Source organism: Bacillus sp. AR13-1, from assembly GCF_008042285.1.
Taxonomy (GTDB): Bacteria; Bacillota; Bacilli; order Bacillales; family Bacillaceae_G; genus Bacillus_A; species Bacillus_A mycoides.
On record NZ_QNUA01000012.1, the window covers coordinates 1 to 20,908 of the forward strand.

Sequence of the window (20,908 nt, forward strand, 5' to 3'; positions counted from 1 at the left end):
AAAAGTAACTTCCGCTTTCGATAATTATGTAAATAAGCTGTCCCTATGGGCAGCTTATTTTATTTTTCCGCATAGCGTAGGTTATTTTGCAAAATGTTGGTGGTATTCCTATACAGTTACTCATAATTTTCGTACTGTGTAACTCAAAAGAGAAAGTTAAATGAAATCAATGATACCAAGGGATTCAGCGAAGGGGGCAGTTACACACAATATAAGATATGGGTAACTAGATATATGATTGTAAAAAATGTAATATATTATTAGTTATATATTTCTTAGAGTAATGGAGTGAGAGAAATGAATTGGCCTGTAGCGATAGAAGAGGGATTAAAATGGATTCAAAGTTTAGGGATTTTTACTGTAGGTACCGCAGCGATAACAGGTATAATCGGTTACTTATTTAAAACAATATTTGCTCATGTTTTAAATAAACAATTAGAGGATCATAAAACGGCTTTAAATAAACAGATATCTGAAAATCAGTTGGCAGTAAATAAACAATTAGAAGATCATAAAACGGCTTTAACGAGACAGATAGATGAACATAAATCTGAGTTGCAAAAATTAGAAAATAAACATCAGATTATATTTAATAAGTTGCATGAGAATCGAGCAGAGACAATAAAAGTTTTATATTCTAAATTTGTCGATTTAGAAAATAAAATGATTAATTTAACAAAGCTTTTTCAAGCGGTAGGGGAAAAAAGCATGAAAGAAAAAGCGGATGAAGCATCAATTAGCTATTGGGATTTTTTAAGTTTTTATAGCGTGAACAGGATTTATTTTAATGAAGATGTTTGTGGGCTGATTGATAAAATAGAAAAAGAGATTAGAGGGATATTAGTTAGTACTGGAGTGTATGAATTACATTTAATTGAATCGGGTCCAGGAAGTAATGTTAGTCCGGAACAGACGGAAATATGGCTTGAGAATTGGAGACGTATTGAAAAGGATGTTCCGAAATTGAAAAGGAATCTGGAAGGAGAATTTAGAAAGTTATTGGGAGTCAATGAAGGTTAAAAAACGTGGCAGAGTCATGACCGTTTTTTGGCAGTAAATGTGCCGGTTTTTTTGGAATCAACGTGATATATTGGTATTGTGAGAAGTGGCGGAAAACACAACTCACTATGTTGTTTCTAAATTTCTAAACGGTTCATAATGACGGCACATAAAATCCGAAACCAGCAGATGGTACTGATTGAATGTTACCGTTAATAAGGAGAGCGTTTGCTCTTCTTCCAGTTACTTAATATTGTTGATGCCTATCAGCAGAGCATCATTAGGTGATTGGAAGAAGTTTGAAACTTCACGTACCGTAATTGAAATGTAAATTAATAACCTATTTCAAAGCATCCATTCGGGTGCTTTTTATTTTGAATGAAGAGGTGATGTAATGACTTGGTTGAGCTTCTTTATCGGATATTGTGTAGGAATGATGGTGGCATTACTAATAATGAGAAAGGTATTTAATGAACAAAGGTATGAGATGCCGTTTATTGGATGTCTTGATAATCAAGATATTAAAGATGGAATGATTGATAAATCTGTAGAAAAAGAAATGAAACAGTTGCAAGAGTTAAGGAAAGATAAGGAGTGAAGATAGATGCAAATCTACTGTTCCAACTGTAATAAAGATTACAATATGCAACCGAAAGTAGCACAGCTTCCTAATCGTCTCGAGAAGTGTTACTTTACTTGTCCTCATTGTGGGCATGAACATGTTGCTGCATATGTGAACGACAAGATTCGTAAGCATCAAGCCGACATTGCAAAGTATCATGAACGGATTAATAAAAGCAATCTTGCTATTGAGGATGAAATGAAACGATTGAGGAAGAAGATGGGAGGTAGTTAATATGGAAGAAGTTCTATCTAAGTTCTCAACAAAGGAACTGATTGAAGCTTTAAAACTAAAGGAAGATGTACAGATTACAGAGACTGGTGAAGATGCATACAAAATAAGTCTAGACTTACTGAAAGTAAAGAAGCATGTGTTAGTAATAAATAACTGCAATCCTAAATTAATAGAACATGCCAAGTAAACCATTCAAGCCGTGTAAGTCATTAGGTTGCAATGAACTGACACGGGATACGTATTGTAGTAAGCACCAAGATAAAGTACAGGAGACCACAAGATACTATGACAAACACATACGAAACAAAAGCTCACGTTCATTCTACAACTCAAGATTGTGGAAGGATATGCGTGAGTTTATTTATCGTAGAGATCATGGCTTATGTGTTCAATGTAGAAGCAAGGACATCATTAAGATAGGTGATGTAGTCGATCACATCATTCCTATTCGTATTGATTGGTCAAAACGATTAGAACCATCTAATTTACAAACGCTTTGTCATGCTTGTCATAACAAGAAAACAAAAGAAGATGAAAAGAAAAACAAAAAATAATTCGAAAGAAAAAATTCATAAACAACCCCCCACCATGAAAAAGCAAAAGGCGACTCCCTGGAGACCGCCGTCTAGCTTTCTGTGCGAAAATTTCGTTTTATTCCATAAAAGGGGGTTCGGCTGAAGGAGGTGGTTCTCATTGGAAGAAAAGCTAAACCGATTCATCTACATTTATTAGAAGGAAATACAAGTCGACTAACAAAAGAAGAAATCGATCAAAGGTTAGCGGCTGAAAAAAAGTTACAAGCAAAAAAGGATAAAGTAAAACCCCCCACATGGTTAGATTCAGTTGCTAAGAGAGAGTTCAAACGAATTGCAGGTGAATTATTAGAGTTGGATGTCATTACAAACATAGATGTAAATGCACTAGCAACTTATTGTGATGCTTTTTCTGACTATGTTGAATGCACCAAGATTATTCGAGAAGAAGGACTACTTGTTGAGTATACCAATAAAGCGGCTGAAACCAATAAAGTGCCACATCCATTACTTACAAAGAAGAAGCAATTACATGAGCAAATGAAGGCTTTGGCTGTTGAGTTTGGTCTTACACCAAGTGCAAGAGCAAAAATTGTAATTCCAAATATAAAACAAGGTCCGAAAACTAACGTAGAAAAGGAGTTTGACGTATAACATGATTAGACAATGGATGTTGGACTATTGTGATGATGTACTAAGTGGTGAGGTCATTGCCTGTCAGAAACATAAACAAGCTTGCAAACGATTTTTAAGAGATATTGAGCGTGAAGGTTCTGAAGATTTCCCTTATGTTTTCAATGAAGAAAAGGCACTTCGTTTTTTAAAATGGATGTCTTTATTTAAACATACAAAAGGGAAACTGGCTGGACAAAGAATTGAACCGCATTCTATACAAATCTTTGTTTTTAGTAATATTTATGGATGGGTTCACCGAAATACAGGCTTAAGAAGATTCAAAAAAGCGTATTGGCAAGTAGGACGTAAAAATGCAAAGTCACAATCTTTAGCGTGCGTTGGCTCATATGAAGCAATGGCCCTTGGTGAGAATATGTCTGAAGTATATGTTGGTGCCACAAAAACAGAGCAAAGTAAAATTGTTTGGAATGAGATTAAGGCCCAAATGAATGGATGTGACGATCTAAAAGATAAATTTAATATTGCTTATGGGAAAATTGAACACTTAAAGACAAATTCTTTTATTTCCGCACTTTCAAAAGATGCTGGTAAATCTGGTGATGGATTGAATGTTCAGTGCGGTATTATCGATGAATACCATGCACATCCTACTTCTGAAATATATGATGTTCTTGTATCTGGTTCGGGAGCTCGTCCTAATCCATTAATGATGATTATTACGACAGCAGGATTTAATTTGAGTAACCCTTGCTATCGTGTGGAATATCAATATGTTTCTAAGATTCTAGATTCAAATATTGATATTGAAAATGAAGAATACTTTGTAATGGTCAATGAATTAGATAAGGATGATGAAATTACAAACCAAAATGTATGGGAGAAGGCAAATCCTATTTTATGTAGTTATGAAGAAGGGTGCTCTTTTTTAAAAGGAGAGTTACAATCAGCATTAGATGTGCCAGAGAAAATGCGGAATTTCCTTACTAAAAATATGAATCGATGGGTTGATATGAAGGAAAACGGCTACATGGATATGAAAAAGTGGAAAGATTGCGATGGAACTGTTGAATTATCTGAATTAAAAGGTTTGGAATGTACAGTAGGAGTCGACTTATCCGCCAAAATTGACTTAACGAGCATTTCATTTGAGTTCAAGAAGGATGATAAGTATATTGTTTTAAGTCATAGCTTTATGCCGGAAGATACGTTAACTGAGAAGAGACAAACGGATAAAGTTCCTTATGATCTGTGGGTACAACAAAAATGGATCACGACAACGCCTGGTGCAGTAGTTGATTATGAATTTATCAAAACACATATTAGAAACATGGAGAAAGAGAATAAGTTCAAAATTAAAGAAATATGTGCTGATCCATGGAATGCAACACAGTTTATGCAAGATATGGAAGCTGAAGGATATACGATGATAGAGATACGCCAAGGAATGGCGACTTTATCAGGCCCCACAAAAGATTTTAGAGAACAAGTGTATCTAAAGAAAGTCATCCACAATAACAACCCTGTATTAAATTGGGCAACTAGTAATGCTATAACGAGGCAGGATGCTAATGAAAACATTATGTTAGACAAGTCAAAAGCAACAGAAAGAATTGATCCGATTGCGGCTGTAATAAACTCACATGTTCGTTGTATCCTCAATTCTGGTGAGATGGACTTAAATTCATATATCTTAAGTCAAGATTTCTCATTTTAGGAGGAATTACATGCGTTTTTTATTGTTTTTTATTAGTATTTTAGAAGATATTTTACTTATTTCGGGGTTGTCCATCATTGTTGGGACGACTTTTTTTATTAATCCAATTTACGGCTGGTATCTATTAGGACTTATTCTCACAATGTTGGGGGTGGTAATGATAAGAAGATAGAAAGGAGGTGAAACTTTTGATTTTTCGGCAGTTATTTAAGAATCAAGATACGACAGATTTAAAAAATCCATCACCTTGGTTTAAAAGTATATTTGGTTATCAGGCCGCAAGCGGTGAAAAGGTAACGGTTGAGTCATCTTTAGGCGTCCCGACAGTATATCGATGCATTAACATCCTTGCAAATAGTGTTGCAATGCTTCCTTTTCAGGTTTTTAGAAAAACATCAAAGGGAAGAGAACGAGATAAGCTGCATCAAGTGTCGTTTGTTTTAGAAAAACGTCCAAATCCGTATCAAAGTCCGTTTAAATTCAAACATTTAATCGAAACGCATCGTAATACATGGGGAAATGCTTATATCAATATCCATTGGGGTGTGGATGGCAGACCAAAAGAATTATGGGCATTGAATCCAGCTGTCACAACTCCAACTGTGGACTTAAAGACAAATAAATTATGGTATTTCACTAGTTTACCGGACGGTACACCTGTAAAAATACCTGATGATGATATCATTCATCTTACTACATTGTCCACTGATGGGCTAAAAGGAAAACCGCCTATTCAAATTGCAAGAGAGTCTATAGGTAGCTCACAGGCGGCACAAAAGTTTAAAGGTAAGTTTTTTACAAACGGTGCAGCTCATAGTGGAATATTAAAAACTCAACAAGCACTTGGTAAAGAAGCGAAAGATGTACTTCGTGATTCTTGGGAAGAAGCAAATACAGGTTTAAATAATGCTCAAAGAATTGCAATTTTAGATGCTGGTTTAGAATTTGAGAAGGTGGGAATGCCATTGAAAGATGCTCAATTTATTGAAGGTATGAAGTTCGATAAAGCTGAGATTGCAAACATCTTTAATATTCCATTGCACATGATTAATGAGTTAGATCGTGCTACATTCTCAAACATTGAGCAACAGGCATTGGATTTTATTCAAAATACATTGAGTCCGATACTTATTCAGTATGAAGAAGAGTTTTCTTATAAAACATTCTCATTTAATGAGCAAAAGCGTTACTATCTAAAATTTAATTTAGCAAGCTTATTAAGAGCAGATCAAAAATCAAGAGCCGAGTTCTATAACATTATGTTAGATAGAGGTGTATTTTCTATTAATAAAGTTTTAGAACTTGAAGATATGGATGGTATTGGTGAACTAGGTGATAAGAGCCGAGTCGATTTAAATCATGTATCTATTGAAATTGCGGATGAATACCAATTAGCGAAAGCTAGTGGAGGTTCGTCGCTGAAAGGAGGTGAGGGCAATTAAAGACGTGTTTACTATTAAAAATCAAACGGATTCTTCAGCGGACCTATTTATCTATGGTGACATCATAAATAATACAGGTTGGAAATGGGATGATTCTGACATTATGCCCGATGATGTAAAAAACATTTTGGGTCAATTGGATGATAAAAGTAACCTTAATATTTATGTGAATAGCGGTGGGGGTTCAGTATTCGCTGGTTTAGCTATTTATAATATGTTAAAGCGCAATAAGGCCCAAAAAACTGTTTATGTAGATGGCGTTGCAGCTTCCATCGCTTCAGTAATCGCCCTGGCAGGTGATCGTGTTGTTGTCCCTTCTAATGCTTTCTTAATGATTCATAAGCCTTGGACATATGCAGCTGGAAATGCAATAGATTTCCGAAAAGCAGCAGAAGACCTGGATAACATTGAGTCTGGAATTATGAATGTATATAAGGAAAACTTAAAAGAAGGTATTGAAATTGAAGAAATACAGCAATTAGTAGATGCAGAGACCTGGTTAAGTGGTGAACAAGCTGAAAAATACTTCAACATCGAAGTTGTGGAAGCAAAAGAAGTCGCAGCATGTATGAGTGATTACTTTGATAAATATCAAAAAACACCAAGTAAAATAGTAGCAAAAGCGCCTTCTTTTCCGAAGAATGAACTAAATGAACAATTAAAAATTCAAAATGCACTAGACCTGTTAGAACTATAGGTCTATTTTTTGTGCCAAAAATAAGGAGGAAATACCGAATGGATAAACATGAACAAGAATTACGTCAGAAAGTCGCTGATTTAAAAGCAAAAGCAGAAGAGTTTAACAATAGCGGTAAATATGAAGATGCAAAAGCGAAAATTGAGGAAGCGAAAAACGCAAAAAATGAACTAGATAATTATCTAGCAATGAAGCAAATCCAAGTGCCTGATCCTGTGAATGCACAAACTGGAGTGTTACCTCCAGCATCAGTTCAAAATGAAGATACATCGTATAAAGAAGTATTTATGAAAGCTTTACGTGGCCAAGCATTAAGCCATGATGAAATAAGTGTTATGCAGGAATATAAAGCATCCTTATCAGAGAATACGGGCAAGGATGGCGGTTATATCGTCCCTGAGGATATTACTACAACAATTAATCAGCTAAAACAAACGGTTGATAGCTTAGAGCAATATGTAAGTGTACAGCCTGTTTCAACAAATAAAGGATCTCGTACATTAGAAAAACGTGCAGCATCTACACCTTTTGCTCCACTATCTGAGTATGGAAATCCAAATGCGATGCAGGAAATTGCTTCACCACAATTTGATCGTTTATCTTATGCTATTGAAGATTACGCTGGATTCTTACCAGTACCAAATGACTTGTTAGATGATACAGATCAAGCTTTAGAAAGTTATTTACGTCAATGGATCGCGAAAAAATCCATTGCAACTCGTAACTATTTAATTTTGCAAGAAGTTAACAAGTTAACAAAGGTTGATTTTAAGGATTATAAAGGAATTAAAACCGCATTAAATGTCACATTAGATCCAGCTTTTTCGGCTGTAGCAAACATTTTTACAAACCAAGATGGATTCAATTACTTAGATCAAATAGAAGATAAGGATGGCCGTCCGCTACTTCAACCAGACCCAACAAATCCAACTCGTAAGTTATTGTCAGGAAAACCAGTTATTGTTTTATCCAATAAGACAATTGCTACAGATAAAGACGGAAAAGCACCATTCATTGTTGGGGATTTGAAAGAAGCGATTGTTCTTTGGGATAGAAAACAATTATCTATCGATATGACTAAAGAAGGTGGAAACGCATGGAGATCAAATACTTCTGAGTTCCGAGCAATCGAACGTGAAGACGTTACGCTTTGGGATTCAGAAGCGGTTGTGTATGGACAAATTACAGTTGTGGCGAAACCTGGAGCTTAATGATATAGGAGGTGTCCTTCTTGGTACTGAAATTAGAGGAAGCTAAAGAGTATCTTCGTGTGGATGGCGATGAGGAGGACTCCCTCATTTCATCCTTTATAACAGCAGCTGAAATATATATTAAGAATGCAACAAGTAAAAACGTAGATTTAAAGAGCGAGCTCGCTAAATTAGCGGCTCGTATTTTAATTGCTCATTGGTATGAAAACCGTGAAGCAGTTGGGAAAGCTGAACAATTAGCATTTAGTTTGCAGTCAATATTAGTTCAATTGCAATATTGCGTAGGTGATTCCACATGAATCCAGGTAAATTAGATAAACGTCTTGTATTTCAAATAAAAGATGAGGATGCGAAGGGCCCGGATGGTGAACCAATAGATGGTTATAAAGACTCTTTCACTGTATGGGGCTCCTTCATTTTTTTAAAGGGAAGAAAGTACTTTGAAGCAGCCGCAGCCAACAGTGAAGTGCAAGGTGAAACAGAAATTCGATACCGTGACGGTATGAATGCAGATATGAAAATCAAATATAAGGACACGATTTATGACATTGTTTCAGTTATTCCAACTGAAAAACACACGTTATCAATCATGTGGAAGCGTGGTGGAATGAATGGCTAATGGTGTTGATTTCTTAGGATTTGACCGTTTAGTCTCCGAATTAGAACAAATGGGATTACGTGGAGAAAAGATTGAAGATAAAGCTCTTGCAGCAGGTGGCGAACCTATTCGAAAAGCGATTGCCGAACGAGCACCAAGAAGTGATAGTCCTAAGAAACCGTCTAAAAGTGAACCGTGGCGTACTGGCCAACATGGTGCTGATCATATAAAAGTTACGAAAGCTAAACTTGAAGGTGGTATTAAAACAGTTAAAATCGGAATCGATAAAGCAGATCGTTCCCCATGGTTCTATTTAAAGTTTCATGAATGGGGAACGTCAAAAATGCCAGCTGAACCATTTATAGAACCTGGCTTCAATTCTTCAAAGGAAGCCGCAGTTCGTGCTATGACAGATATTTTAAAAAATGAAATGAGGCTAAACCTGTGATAAATTTACGCCCGGATATTTTACAAGTTCTTGAGAATAATCAGGAGCTTGTTTCTTTATTGGGTGGCAAGCGTGTTTATTATCGTAAAGCCAAAAATGCAGAAGAGTTTCCACGGATTACATTTTTTGAATTAGACAATAGGCCAGATGGCTTTGCGGATAATGAAGAAATTGAAAGTGAAATCTTATTCCAAATCGATATTTGGTCAAAAGGTAGTACAACAGCAATCCATAAAAAAGTGAATGAAGTCATGAAAAGTATTGGTTTCTCACGTTATGCGGTTGCTGATCTATATGAAGATGATACACAAATTTATCATTACGCGATGCGATTCGCGAAAGGAGTGGAGTTATAGATGGCTGGAGAGATTGTTACAATTAGTTCGACTGTCGGTGTAGATAGTCTTGTATATTCAAAAATATTAAAAGATGATGCGACAGGAGTTTCGTATTCAGACGTGAAGAAAATGGAAGGTGCCGTAAAGGTTAAAACATCTAAAAAGGTAGCTTCTGAGATTATGTGGAGCGATAACAAGAAATCAGAAATCGCTGAGTCTGACGGTGAAGTCGAGGTTGAAATTGAAGTTCGAGGACTTTCACTATCCACGAAAGCAGATATTGAAGGATATCCAGAAGTTAAGGATGGTGTATTAGACGAGAAACGAGAGGGGGAAAAACCATATTTAGCGATTGGATACCGTTTTTTAAAGGCTAACGGTAAGTATCGTTATGTTTGGTTACTTAAAGGAAAACTTTCACAAGAGGAAGAAGAAGCTGAAACGAAAAAAGACAAGCCTAACTTCCAAACAACAAAACTTAAAGGATCATTCATTGAGCGTGATTTTGATGATAGACCAAAATTCACGGCTGATGCTGATGAACCTACATTTACAAAAGCTATCGGAGATAATTGGTTTAAAAAGGTATACGAAAAAGCAGTTAATCAACCACCATCAGGTCAATAAGAGGGAGCAAAAGCTCTCTCTTTTTTTATTAACTAAGGAGGAATAAACTATGAAACTAACATTACGAATCAATAAGGAAAAGAAAACTTTTAATTTACCGGGGTTCATTCCAGCTCGTTTAATCCGTCAAGCACCTGAGCTTGCTGATATTCCAAATAATCCTGGTCCAGAGGATATGGATAAAATGGTTCAATTTGTAGTGAATGTTTTCGATGAACAATTTACATTAGATCAATATTGGGATGGTGTGGATGCTCGTAAGTTTTTATCGACAACTTCAGAGGTAATTAACACTGTTATCAATGAAACTGTGGAAGCAGCTAGTGGTACACCTGGAACTGGAGAAGAAGAAAACCCAAACGCGTAGAGGGGGGAGGGATAACGTTCAGTGAGTTTATGGACGAGCTCTACCTCTCTTTATTACGTCAAGGATATAAACATCATCATATCGATAACGAAATGGATATTTGGCATTATTTAAGGCTAAATCGAAAGTATCGTGAACAAGGTAATTCAAATAGTGAAAATCAAAATTCAAATGAAATAGAAGTTCCAGCTGAAAACATTATCTAACGAGGGGGTGAGACATTGGCAAATGAAATGAATAATTTAGTAGTTAAGCTTTCCCTTGATAATGTGAATTTCCGTCAAGGTATAGCAAATTCAGGACGTGCGGTAAGGACACTACAGAGTGAATTGAAATCTGTAAGTACAGGGATGGGCGGTTTCGCTAGTGCTAGCCAACAAACACAAGCGAAAATGGATACTCTAAGTAGGCTCATTGACGCACAAAAAGAGAAAGTTAAAGCGTTACGGCAAGCATATGATCAAAATAAGGCTAAATTAGGTGAGAATGATGCAGCAACTCAGCGATACGCTTCACAAGTTAATAAAGCTGTTGCTGATTTAAATAGATTTGAGAATGAATTAAAGCAAGTAAATAAGCAAGCTGAACAAAAAGGGATGGATAAATTAAATAATTCTTTAAAATCCCTACAGGCTGAATTTCAGTCTATTACAACAGGCATGGGCGGTTTTTCTAATGCGACTGAACAAACAAGAGCTAAAGTTGATGTTTTATCTCGTACGGTAGATAAGCAAAAAGAAAAAATTAGGGAACTTCAACAATCCTATAATCGTGCAAAAACAGAAGAAGGTGAAGCGAGTCAGTCAGCACAACGATATGCTGAACAAATTCATCGGGCTACAGGTGAACTAAATCGATTTGAATCACAATTACAACAAGCAAATCGGGAATTGGATCAGCAGGGGAATCGACTTCTGAATTTCGGGAATCGTATGGAGGAACTGGGTAACCACTTACAAAATGCTGGCATGCAAATTGGGATGGTATTTGGTGGCATGACTTATGCGATAGGTCGAGGTTTAAAATCAGCTGTGGAAGAATCAATGAATTTTGAACAACAGATGGCTAACATAAAAGCAGTATCTGGTGCGACAGGACAAGAAATGGGTAAACTCTCCGAATTAGCCGTTAAATATGGAGAAGACACAAAATATTCTTCTGTAGAAGCTGGAAAAGGAATTGAAGAATTAATAAAGGCTGGTGTTGGTTTAACAGACATCATCAATGGCGGATTAGAAGGAGCGCTTAATTTAGCGGCCGCTGGTGAACTAGAACTAGGAGAAGCGGCAGAAATCGCTTCAACCGCTTTGAATGCATTTAAAAGAGATGGTTTAAGTGTTACAGATGCCGCCAACTTACTTGCAGGAGCCGCTAATGCTTCAGCTACTGATGTACATGAACTGAAATATGGTTTATCAGCAACCGCAGCAGTTGCAGCAGGAGCTGGTATGACATTTAAAGATACAGCAACAGCTTTAGCGGTATTTGCACAGAATGGATTAAAAGGTTCTGATGCAGGTACTTCACTAAAAACAATGCTTATGAGGTTGAATCCTTCAACTAAAGAAGCGTATAACAAGATGGCAGATTTGGGTCTTATCACTTATAATGCGCAGGCTGGATTTGATTTCTTGGTTAAAAACGGAATCACACCAGCATCTAGAAGTGTGGGAGATATTGAAGTTGCATTAGAAAAATATGTAATGAAAACTGAAGGTGTAAAGAAATGGAATGATAAGTGTGATACTACATTCCGTGAGTTAGCAACTAGCTCCGCTTTCTTATCATCGAAATTCTATGATCAAGAGGGTCATATTCAAAGTTTAGAAAACATATCTGGAATTCTTCATGAATCCATGAAAGATTTAACAGACCAACAACGAAGTATGGCTTTAGAGACGTTATTTGGTTCAGATGCAGTTCGTGGTGCAACGATTCTGTTTAATGAAGGCTCACAAGGTGTAAATAAAATGTATACCGAGATGTCTAAAGTCACCGCTTTAGAGACAGCTAACACGAAAATGAACACTTTGAAAGGTCGTATTGAACAGTTAAGTGGAGCATTCGACACAATGAAAAAAACAATTGGTGATGCGCTTGCCCCTGTGGTTAGTGCTTTTGTTGCTGGATTGCAAAAGCTTGTGGATGGATTTAACGCATTGCCAGGTCCGGTACAAAAAGCTATTTCAATTACAGCTGGTATTGTTCTTGCATTAACAGCGGTGGCTACAGCAATAGGTGTAGTTTTAGCAGCGGTTGGAATGATCATGTCAGGGATTGGAGCATTAGCAACATCATTAGGAATTGTTGGTGGTGCTGCAGGTCTTGCAAGTGCTGCAGTTGGATTCTTAGGTGGTGCAATAAGTTTATTACTTGGCCCAGTAGGATTGATAGCAGCCGCTCTCATTGGAACTGGAGTTGTCGCATATAAAGCATATCAAAAAGCAACTGAAGATAGTATTGCTTCAGTAGATCGCTTTGCTACGAATACAGAAGGAAAAGTTAGTTCCTCCACAAAGAAAGTTCTTAGTGAGTATTTCAAGTTATCTGATGGTATTAGACAAAAGTTAACTGAAATTAGACTAAACCATGAAGTAATAACAGAAGAACAGTCGCAAAAACTCATTGGACAGTATGACAAATTGGCTAACACGATTATAGAAAAAACAAACGCAAGACAACAAAAAGAAATTGAAGGACTTAAAAAGTTCTTTGCTGATTCATATGTTTTAACTTCTGAAGAAGAAAACAAGAGGATGGAACAGCTGAATCAACGTTACGAGCAAGAAAAACTAAAAACACAAGAAAAAGAAAATAAAATCAAAGAAATCCTACAAACAGCAGCTAGAGAAAATAGAGAGTTAACAACATCAGAACGAATATCCTTACAAGCTCTACAAGATGAAATGGACAGAGTTGCTGTTGAACATATGTCTAAAAACCAAATGGAACAAAAGGTTATCCTGGAAAATATGCGAGTGCAAGCTAGTGAAATATCGGCTAGACAAGCAGCTGAAGTTGTCCAACACAGTGCGGAGACCAGAGATAAAGTAATAGCTGATGCAAAGAAAACTCGTGATGATAAAATTGCAGAGGCTATTCGACAACGAGATGAAAACAAAACGATTAATGCTGAAGAGGCTAATGCAATCATTTCTGAAGCAAAACGCCAGTATGATAGCACAGTTTCCACAGCAAAAGATAAGCACACTGAAATTGTAAGTGAAGCTAAAGCCCAAGCTGGTGAACATGTGAATCAAGTTGACTGGGAAACTGGACAAGTGAAATCTAAGTATGAAGTAATGAAAGATGACGTTGTTCGAAAAATGAAAGAAATGGGATCAGATGTTTCCAACAAATATGAGGATATGAAAAAATCAGCTAGCGATAAAGTAGAAGAAATAAAAAATACTGTTTCAAGAAAATTTGAGGAACAGAAAAAAGCCGTTACAGATAAAATGAACGAGATAAAAAGTGATATCGAAGAGAAGTGGAACACAGTTGAAAAATTCTTCAGTACCATAAATTTACGTTCAATTGGAAAATCGATTATAGAAGGTCTGGGCAAAGGAATAGATGATGCCTCAGGAGGTTTATTTAGTAAAGCAGCAGGAATAGCAAACGATATTAAAAAGACTATTTCTGGAGCGCTTGAAATAAACAGTCCATCAAAAGTAATGATTCCAGTCGGTAGTGCGGTTCCAGAAGGTGTTGGAGTTGGTATGGATCGAGGGAAACGTTTTGTTGTGGATGCAGCAAAAAATGTAGTTGGAACCGTTAAGAAGCAAATGGGAAATATGCCATCTGTTTTTGATTTTGGATTCCAAACTTCTCATTATAGTGTTCCGAATGATGCGGTAAGTGGTTTAACGAATTATATGCAGCCTAATATTCCTAATAACTCGGCTACTAGTAAAAAGGTATTCCCAAATAGACGACCTGAAGAAAAAGAACTAAATCTTACATTGAATATGACAAACGTTTTAGATGGGAAAGAGTTAGCAGGTGGAACTTATAGGTATACCACAGAACTTCAAGATCGTGATCGACAACGAAAAGAGCAATTTTAAGGACGGTGATATTCTTGGTTAAATTAAGCTTTACATTTAATAATATTCGCAAAGATTATATTCAAATGCTTGTAGGGAGGAAACGTCCTTCATGGGCTCCAATTAAAAGAAATCTTGTTAGAGTTCCTCATCGTCCAGGGGCTTTTTTTATTCATACAGAAACCGAGGAGCGTCGTATTGACGTTCCTCTTGTTATTAAAGCTAAAAAAGATATGGCTGATTTACAAAAGATAAAAGAGGATTTAGCGGATTGGCTATACACAGAGCAACCAGCTGAACTTATTTTTGATGATGAGTTAGATCGAACATATCTTGCTTTTATTGATGGTTCACTAGATTTGGATGAACTAGTTAATAGGGGGAAAGGTGTTATTACTTTCGTTTGCCCCATGCCTTATAAATTAGGAAAAGTACAGACTCAAACATTCACGCAAAATTGGTCCACAGAAATCACGTCTAATTTCACGAATAAAGGTAGTGTAGAAACACCAGCATTAATTGAAATAGATGTAACAAAACCAAGCACTTTTTTAGATGTATGGTTTGGAAAATACCCTACAGAACGAAACTATTTCCGCATTGGTTATCCTCTCACTGTGGAAGAAACAACAGTACAAGAGCGAGAAAGAGTAATGTGGGATGATATGTCCACAAGTGTGGGTTGGACTCCTGTTACTGGTCAAGTGGAAGAAATGCGTGGTACTGGAGAGCTGAAGACGAAAGATAGTACAGCTATATATTGCCCTTACTATGGTGCGGAAGGTACGAAAGGATTTCATGGTGGTATTGCGAAGAAGAATATCCCTGGAGGACCATTACAGGATTTTGAAATAGAAGCCAGAGTGCATTTACAGTCTAAAAATATAGATCAAATGGGCCGTGTGGAAATACTCCTTTTGGATGATACAAGTAATATTGTCGCTCGTATAAACATGAATGATTTGTATTGGGATGCCGAAATCACTAAAGCACATATGCGAGTTGGTAATAGTGGAACCCCAAACAGTAATCGGAAATTAGTTGATACAAGTGGAGCGCATCCTAATACTTTCAACAATTTTTACGGAAGATTACGCATAGCAAGACGCGGAAAAGAATGGTCTGTTTATGTAGCTCGTTTTAAAGATGGTACAGAAATAGACGATGCTTCTCTTGTTGAACGTTGGATTGATGAAAGTGGAAATCCAATGACAGAACGAAAAATTGCACAAGTCATGATTGCTATTTGTCGATGGGATAGAAATACACCTGTTTATACCATGCAAATTGACGATTTAAAGATTTGGAAGGTGAACAAAGTTCCTTCCAATACAAAGCCTTTTATTTTCGATACAGGAGACAAAGTGATTATCGATACAGAAAGAAGCCTTGTCACAATCAATGGGAAGAACGCAATAAATATAAAAGATATTTTTAGTAACTTTCCAACCATAATACGCGGCGACAATCGAATTGATATTATGCCACCAGACGTAAAAGCAACAGTTAGTTATAGGGAGAGATACAGATGAGAACACCAAGCGGAATATTGCATGTTGTGGATTTCAAAACTGATCAAATTGTCTCGGCTATTCAACCACAGGACTATTGGGACGATAAGCGCCATTGGGAAATCAAAAACAATATTGATATGCTAGATTTCACAACTTTTGACGGAACAAAACACGCAATTACATTGCAACAACAAAACTTAGTTTTAAAAGAAGTCCGTGATGGACGTGTCATTCCATATGTTATTACAGAGGCCGAGAAGGATTCCGATAAACGATCCATTACCACATATGCTTCAGGCGCTTGGGTTCAAATTGCTAAGTCCGGAATTATAAATCCACAACGGATTGAAAGTAAAACAGTAAATCAATTTATGGATATAGCTCTTGTAGGCATGAAATGGCAACGAGGCATAACAGAATACAGCGGATTCCATACCATGACCATTGATGAGTTTATCGATCCGCTTACGTTTTTAAAGAAAATCGCTTCTTTATTTGATTTAGAAATTCAATATCGTGTAGAAGTAGTAGGCTCTCAAATTACCGGTTGGTACGTTGATATGATAAAAAAACGTGGCCAAGAAACAGGAAAAGAAATAGAGCTTGGGAAAGATTTGGTTGGCGTTAAACGTATCGAGCATTCACGAGACATTTGCACAGCCCTTGTTGGTTTTGTACGTGGTGAAGAGGAAAAAGTCATTACCGTTGAGAGCATAAATAACGGTCTTCCTTATATCACGGATAGCGATGCTTTCCAGCGTTGGAATGAACATGGAAAACACAAATTTGGTTTCTATACTCCAGAAACAGAAGAACAAAATATGACACCGCAACGATTAATGACTCTTATGAAAACAGAGATGAAAAAACGTGTGAATACTTCTGTTTCTTATGAAGTAGAAGCGCAATCGATTGGTCGCGTATTCGGACTAGCTCATGAGTTAATTAATGAAGGGGATACAATCAAAATTAAAGATACAGGTTTTACACCTGAATTGTATCTTGAAGCTCGTGTTATTGCTGGTGATGAATCTTTTACTGATCCTACACAAGATAAATATGTGTTTGGTGACTATCGTGAGATTGTTGATCCAAATGAGGAATTAAGAAAGATTTACAATCGAATACTTAGCTCGCTTGGGAATAAACAAGAAATGATAGATCAGTTAGATAAATTGGTGAAAGAAGCTAATGAAACAGCTAGTAATGCTAAGAAGGAATCGGAAGCAGCGAAGACACTTGCTGAAAAGGTTCAAGAGAACATAAAAAATAATACTGTGGAAATCATTGAAGCAAAGAATCCACCGACAACGGGGCTTAAAGATAGAAAAACACTATGGCTAGATATTTCTAACGGTAAGCCTGGTATTTTAAAGCTCTGGAAAGATGGCATTTGGGATCCAGTTGTACCTGATGTAGAGAAGGCGAAGAAAGAAACATTAGAGCAGGTTAACAAAGATATTGAGTCCACAAAAACAGAGTTAAATCAAAAGGTTCAAACTGTAGAAAATAAAGCGAAAGAAATAGCTGGGCAAATAGTTGATGTTCAAAAGCAGGTTAATGACAAAGTAGATCAAACATGGATTAATACCCAATTAAAAGATAAGGCTGATAAAGCTGGTGTTTTCACAAAAGATGAGATTAATAATGGATTTATAGGTAAACAAATTTATGAAACTGACAAACAAGGAAACGTTAAAAAGTTTCAAGAAATCGGTACATCTTTTGAGCAAACGAATGAAGCAATTAAATCAAAAGCTGAAAAACAAAGTGTAACGGATTTAGGAAATAACCTATCTCAAGTATCAAAGATTGCTAATGAAGCAAAGCAAACTGCCGAGGGCACACAACAAACGATTACAGAGCTTAAATCGACAGTTGAAAATACGGAAATTGGTGTCCGAAATCTATTACTAGAAACAGCTATTAAATCGCATTCGGTTAAGACTGGGGAAAACAAACCACATACCTATTTTGATGTAGCGAAGGATGCAGCTACTTTAATGCAGGGGAAGAATCTTGCTATGAGTTTTCTGTTTACAGGTAAAGTTACTGCATGGGGTACAACAAATAAATGGGCTGGTTTTGAAGTGAAGATTACTTTCACAGACAATACATTTCATTATCCGAGTTGCCGCGTAGAAAACCGTCTAATACTAGGTAAACAATATAATCAAGAAAGATTCACAGCTACTTCTGTAGTTATGGATAAGACTATTAAAGAAATTTCAGTTTACGCTTTAGCACGTGATTTCACTGGGGACACATTAATTGAAAAGCCTAAATTAGAAATTGGCACAGTACCGACTGCATGGACACCAGCACCAGAAGACCAAGTTACTATTTCTGATTTCACTAAAAAAACAGTAGAAATTGATACTACTATTAAAGGTATAAATACTTCTGTTTCTAATGTTCAAAACGAACAGGGAAAGCTTACAGAACGTGTTACCAAATCAGAGCAAACAGCAGATGGATTTAAAACTTCTATTGAATCGTTAACGAAAAAAGATACTGAAATTAGTAATAAAGTTAATGCAGTCGAGTTAACTGTAGAAGGTACAAAAAAGACGATTACTGATGTGCAGCAAACAACAAATGAGCTTAAGAAAACAACAACTGAAATTACAGAAAAAGCTGGGAAGATTAGTGAGAAGTTAGAGAGCGTTGAGAAGAAGTTTGATGATATTAAAATTGGCGGTCAGAACTTTTATAAGCAAAAATCCTTTGGTGCAGCTGGGGGAACAAGCATAGCGTATGACGATAATAATAAATGGTGGAACATAACAATTCCTGCTGGGGCTAGCGGTAGTTGGAAAGGTATTTTATACAATACTAAAAATGCCACGTTACTTGTGGGTAGGACATACACAATCAGCTATGAAATTTACGCTGACGATGTTATCCCAACCGCGATGGATATTAACAACTTTGGTGTTACTACCGTTACGGGAACAAACGACAATGACGTTGTAGCAAAACGAATCATGCGTACGCCTAAAACAATAGCGGGTCAATGGGTTAAGGTGTCCGCTACGTTTATAATGCCCGACAATATCACGCAAGATTTCTATGACAATTCAGTTTTTGGTGTAGGTGGTGGATGGACTCCTACGAAAATTACAAACATAAAGATTAGAAACATGCAATTAGAAGAAGGAAATATACCAACAAGTTATCGCACCCCTTCAGAAGATCAAGTAACAACTGATGAATTCACCAAGAAAACAACAGATATTGAAAAAAGTGTGGATGGCGTTAAAACCACTGTAACAAACGTTCAAAACAGCCAAGTTGGATTCGAAAAGCGTATGACTACAGTAGAGCAAACAGCAAGCGGATTATCTTCCACTGTTAGTAATTTAAACAATGTAGTCGATTCTCAAGGGAAGAAGCTTACTGAAGCAAATACCAAACTAGAACAACAGGCAACAGCAATTGGAGCAAAGGTTGAGCTTAAACAAGTAGAGAATTATGTCGCTGGATTTAAGATACCTGAGTTGAAACAAACTGTTGATCAGAATAAAAAAGATTTACTTGGCGAGTTAGCGAACAAGCTTGCGACAGAACAATTTAATCAAAAAATGACTCTGATCGATAACCGTTTTACCATCAATGAACAAGGTATTAATGCGGCAGCCAAAAAAACAGAGGTATATACAAAAGACCAAGCAAACGGGCAATTCGCTACAGATTCCTATGTAAGAGATATGGAATCTCGTCTTCAGATAACAGAAAAAGGCGTTAGTATATCTGTAAAAGAAAATGATGTCATTGCAGCGTTCAATATGAGTAAAGAAAATATTAAGCTAAATGCGGCAAGAATAGATTTAGTTGGCAAAGTTAACGCAGATTGGATTAAAGCTGGGTTGTTAAGTGGTTGCCAAATTAGAACATCAAATACCAATAACTATGTAAGCCTAGACGACCAATTTTTACGTCTATATGAAAGTGGTGTTCCTAGAGCGTTCCTTGGATATTACCGAAGACGAGACGGTGCAGTACAACCCACTTTCATCTTAGGATCAGATGAAAAAACTAGCGCTCCTGAAGGTACTTTATTTATATCTCAAATGGGGACCGGATGGCGTCAGGCTAGTGCGAACATTGGTATCACTGATGACATAGTTGATAGTGAGATAAGAAAATCTGTGTTTTGGGAGCTTAACAGAAACGGAATTAGTGTTCTACACGCAAACGACTATCATGCTCTTTATGCCGGAAATGGAAACTGGCATTTCAGACGAGGAAAAAGTGGTCTATATCAATCTACATTAGCAATCGAAGATAATAGCTCAGATGCAGATTTAAGATTACCTAATATCACATTACGTAATAGCCGTGTAGCAGGATATACCGGAGTTCTCCAAGTTAAGTCGTCTGTTACTCAAAACGGATGGGGTGCTGTTCAAGGTAACTTTATGAGTCCTTCACTACGTGAATATAAATCTAATATTCGTGACGTAGCATTTTCCGCTTTAGAAAAAATTAGAAACCTTAGAATCAGACAATTTAACTACAAGAATGCGGTAAACGAGCTTTACCGTATGAGAGAAGAAAAAGATCCTAATGATCCTCCATTGACAAAGGAAGCTATCAAAACGTATTACGGGGCAATTGTAGATGAATCTGATGAAGCATTTGTGGATGAAAGTGGGAAAGGAATTCACTTGTATTCATACGTATCATTAACGATAAAAGCTTTACAAGAGCATGAAGAAAATCAAAATGAGAAAATACAAGAAATGGAGAGAAAGCATAATGAAGAAATTACATTAATGAACAACAAAATAGCAACATTAGAAGAGTTAGTCCAAAAATTAATAAATGAGAAACCAGAGCAGCTATAAGCTGTTTTTATTTTGAACAAAATACGGCT

Annotated in this window: 20 protein-coding genes; all 20 read left to right on the forward strand. The window is 36.5% G+C overall.

Features of this window, described 5'->3' with window-relative positions:
• Nucleotides 1–297 precede the first annotated feature (297 nt).
• The 20 genes from DN408_RS10620 (at nucleotide 298) to DN408_RS10710 (ending at nucleotide 20,879) form a co-directional block, all read left to right on the forward strand.
• Nucleotides 298–1,020, forward strand: a complete 723-nt coding sequence (locus tag DN408_RS10620; protein ID WP_179957890.1) for a hypothetical protein — start codon at nucleotides 298–300, stop codon at nucleotides 1,018–1,020.
• A 373-nt stretch (nucleotides 1,021–1,393) separates the two neighbouring features.
• Nucleotides 1,394–1,597, forward strand: a complete 204-nt coding sequence (locus DN408_RS10625) for a hypothetical protein (RefSeq protein ID WP_147740084.1) — start codon at nucleotides 1,394–1,396, stop codon at nucleotides 1,595–1,597.
• Nucleotides 1,598–1,603: 6 nt separating this feature from the next.
• Nucleotides 1,604–1,855: a hypothetical protein gene (locus DN408_RS10630; protein WP_147740085.1), complete on the forward strand. Its 252-nt coding sequence runs from the start codon at nucleotides 1,604–1,606 to the stop codon at nucleotides 1,853–1,855.
• Nucleotide 1,856: 1 nt separating this feature from the next.
• Nucleotides 1,857–2,042: a hypothetical protein gene (locus DN408_RS10635; RefSeq protein WP_147740086.1), complete on the forward strand. Its 186-nt coding sequence runs from the start codon at nucleotides 1,857–1,859 to the stop codon at nucleotides 2,040–2,042.
• Entirely contained in the window at nucleotides 2,032–2,409 is a 378-nt protein-coding gene (locus DN408_RS10640; RefSeq protein ID WP_147740087.1) for an HNH endonuclease, read from the forward strand. The genes DN408_RS10635 and DN408_RS10640 overlap by 11 nt, the downstream gene beginning before the upstream one ends.
• A 129-nt stretch (nucleotides 2,410–2,538) precedes the next feature.
• Nucleotides 2,539–3,042: a phage terminase small subunit P27 family gene (locus DN408_RS10645; RefSeq protein WP_061675010.1), complete on the forward strand. Its 504-nt coding sequence runs from the start codon at nucleotides 2,539–2,541 to the stop codon at nucleotides 3,040–3,042.
• A 1-nt stretch (nucleotide 3,043) separates the two neighbouring features.
• Nucleotides 3,044–4,738 carry a terminase large subunit gene (locus DN408_RS10650; RefSeq protein ID WP_078206873.1) on the forward strand — a complete coding sequence of 565 codons (1,695 nt, stop codon included), beginning with the start codon at nucleotides 3,044–3,046 and terminating at the stop codon, nucleotides 4,736–4,738.
• Nucleotides 4,739–4,926: 188 nt separating this feature from the next.
• Nucleotides 4,927–6,180, forward strand: coding sequence for a phage portal protein (locus tag DN408_RS10655; RefSeq protein ID WP_061675012.1), 1,254 nt, complete (start codon nucleotides 4,927–4,929; stop codon nucleotides 6,178–6,180).
• Nucleotides 6,167–6,877: a head maturation protease, ClpP-related gene (locus DN408_RS10660; protein WP_078206874.1), complete on the forward strand. Its 711-nt coding sequence runs from the start codon at nucleotides 6,167–6,169 to the stop codon at nucleotides 6,875–6,877. The genes DN408_RS10655 and DN408_RS10660 overlap by 14 nt, the downstream gene beginning before the upstream one ends.
• A gap of 38 nt (nucleotides 6,878–6,915) precedes the next feature.
• A complete protein-coding gene (locus tag DN408_RS10665; protein ID WP_078206875.1) occupies nucleotides 6,916–8,088 on the forward strand; it encodes a phage major capsid protein in 1,173 nt (390 codons plus the stop codon).
• A 20-nt stretch (nucleotides 8,089–8,108) separates the two neighbouring features.
• The gene (locus DN408_RS10670; protein ID WP_078206876.1) at nucleotides 8,109–8,387 is read left to right on the forward strand and encodes a head-tail connector protein; all 279 of its coding nucleotides are present in this window, start codon (nucleotides 8,109–8,111) and stop codon (nucleotides 8,385–8,387) included.
• Nucleotides 8,384–8,707 (forward strand): phage head closure protein, encoded by a 324-nt coding sequence (locus DN408_RS10675; protein ID WP_147740088.1) that lies wholly within the window; start codon nucleotides 8,384–8,386, stop codon nucleotides 8,705–8,707. Before DN408_RS10670 ends, DN408_RS10675 begins: the two co-directional genes overlap by 4 nt.
• Nucleotides 8,700–9,134: an HK97-gp10 family putative phage morphogenesis protein gene (locus DN408_RS10680; RefSeq protein WP_078206878.1), complete on the forward strand. Its 435-nt coding sequence runs from the start codon at nucleotides 8,700–8,702 to the stop codon at nucleotides 9,132–9,134. The genes DN408_RS10675 and DN408_RS10680 overlap by 8 nt, the downstream gene beginning before the upstream one ends.
• Nucleotides 9,131–9,490 (forward strand): tail completion protein gp17, encoded by a 360-nt coding sequence (gene gp17 / locus DN408_RS10685; protein WP_147740089.1) that lies wholly within the window; start codon nucleotides 9,131–9,133, stop codon nucleotides 9,488–9,490. The genes DN408_RS10680 and gp17 overlap by 4 nt, the downstream gene beginning before the upstream one ends.
• Complete coding sequence (locus DN408_RS10690) at nucleotides 9,491–10,099, forward strand: major tail protein (protein WP_060749513.1); 609 nt, start codon at nucleotides 9,491–9,493, stop codon at nucleotides 10,097–10,099. It begins immediately after the preceding gene.
• Nucleotides 10,100–10,148: 49 nt separating this feature from the next.
• The gene (gene gpG / locus DN408_RS10695; protein ID WP_078206881.1) at nucleotides 10,149–10,466 is read left to right on the forward strand and encodes a phage tail assembly chaperone G; all 318 of its coding nucleotides are present in this window, start codon (nucleotides 10,149–10,151) and stop codon (nucleotides 10,464–10,466) included.
• A gap of 29 nt (nucleotides 10,467–10,495) precedes the next feature.
• A complete protein-coding gene (locus tag DN408_RS31360) occupies nucleotides 10,496–10,672 on the forward strand; it encodes a hypothetical protein (RefSeq protein WP_160328822.1) in 177 nt (58 codons plus the stop codon).
• 15 nt (nucleotides 10,673–10,687) lie between these two features.
• Nucleotides 10,688–14,536 (forward strand): phage tail tape measure protein, encoded by a 3,849-nt coding sequence (locus DN408_RS10700; RefSeq protein ID WP_147740090.1) that lies wholly within the window; start codon nucleotides 10,688–10,690, stop codon nucleotides 14,534–14,536.
• A 14-nt stretch (nucleotides 14,537–14,550) separates the two neighbouring features.
• Nucleotides 14,551–16,047 carry a distal tail protein Dit gene (locus DN408_RS10705; RefSeq protein WP_061675022.1) on the forward strand — a complete coding sequence of 499 codons (1,497 nt, stop codon included), beginning with the start codon at nucleotides 14,551–14,553 and terminating at the stop codon, nucleotides 16,045–16,047.
• Nucleotides 16,044–20,879 carry a phage tail spike protein gene (locus tag DN408_RS10710; protein ID WP_147740091.1) on the forward strand — a complete coding sequence of 1,612 codons (4,836 nt, stop codon included), beginning with the start codon at nucleotides 16,044–16,046 and terminating at the stop codon, nucleotides 20,877–20,879. Before DN408_RS10705 ends, DN408_RS10710 begins: the two co-directional genes overlap by 4 nt.
• The last annotated feature ends 29 nt before the right edge of the window (nucleotides 20,880–20,908 follow it).

Bases quoted from the DNA above. Each gene is read 5' to 3' on its own strand.
- DN408_RS10690 (WP_060749513.1), top strand. From the start codon at position 9,491: ATGGCTGGAGAGATTGTTACAATTAGTTCGACTGTCGGTGTAGATAGT.
- DN408_RS10625 (WP_147740084.1), top strand. From the start codon at position 1,394: ATGACTTGGTTGAGCTTCTTTATCGGATATTGTGTAGGAATGATGGTG.
- DN408_RS10650 (WP_078206873.1), top strand. From the start codon at position 3,044: ATGATTAGACAATGGATGTTGGACTATTGTGATGATGTACTAAGTGGT.
- DN408_RS10680 (WP_078206878.1), top strand. From the start codon at position 8,700: ATGGCTAATGGTGTTGATTTCTTAGGATTTGACCGTTTAGTCTCCGAA.
- DN408_RS10665 (WP_078206875.1), top strand. From the start codon at position 6,916: ATGGATAAACATGAACAAGAATTACGTCAGAAAGTCGCTGATTTAAAA.
- DN408_RS10620 (WP_179957890.1), top strand. From the start codon at position 298: ATGAATTGGCCTGTAGCGATAGAAGAGGGATTAAAATGGATTCAAAGT.
- DN408_RS10640 (WP_147740087.1), top strand. From the start codon at position 2,032: ATGCCAAGTAAACCATTCAAGCCGTGTAAGTCATTAGGTTGCAATGAA.
- gpG (WP_078206881.1), top strand. From the start codon at position 10,149: ATGAAACTAACATTACGAATCAATAAGGAAAAGAAAACTTTTAATTTA.
- DN408_RS31360 (WP_160328822.1), top strand. From the start codon at position 10,496: ATGGACGAGCTCTACCTCTCTTTATTACGTCAAGGATATAAACATCAT.
- DN408_RS10630 (WP_147740085.1), top strand. From the start codon at position 1,604: ATGCAAATCTACTGTTCCAACTGTAATAAAGATTACAATATGCAACCG.
- DN408_RS10710 (WP_147740091.1), top strand. From the start codon at position 16,044: ATGAGAACACCAAGCGGAATATTGCATGTTGTGGATTTCAAAACTGAT.
- DN408_RS10635 (WP_147740086.1), top strand. From the start codon at position 1,857: ATGGAAGAAGTTCTATCTAAGTTCTCAACAAAGGAACTGATTGAAGCT.
- DN408_RS10675 (WP_147740088.1), top strand. From the start codon at position 8,384: ATGAATCCAGGTAAATTAGATAAACGTCTTGTATTTCAAATAAAAGAT.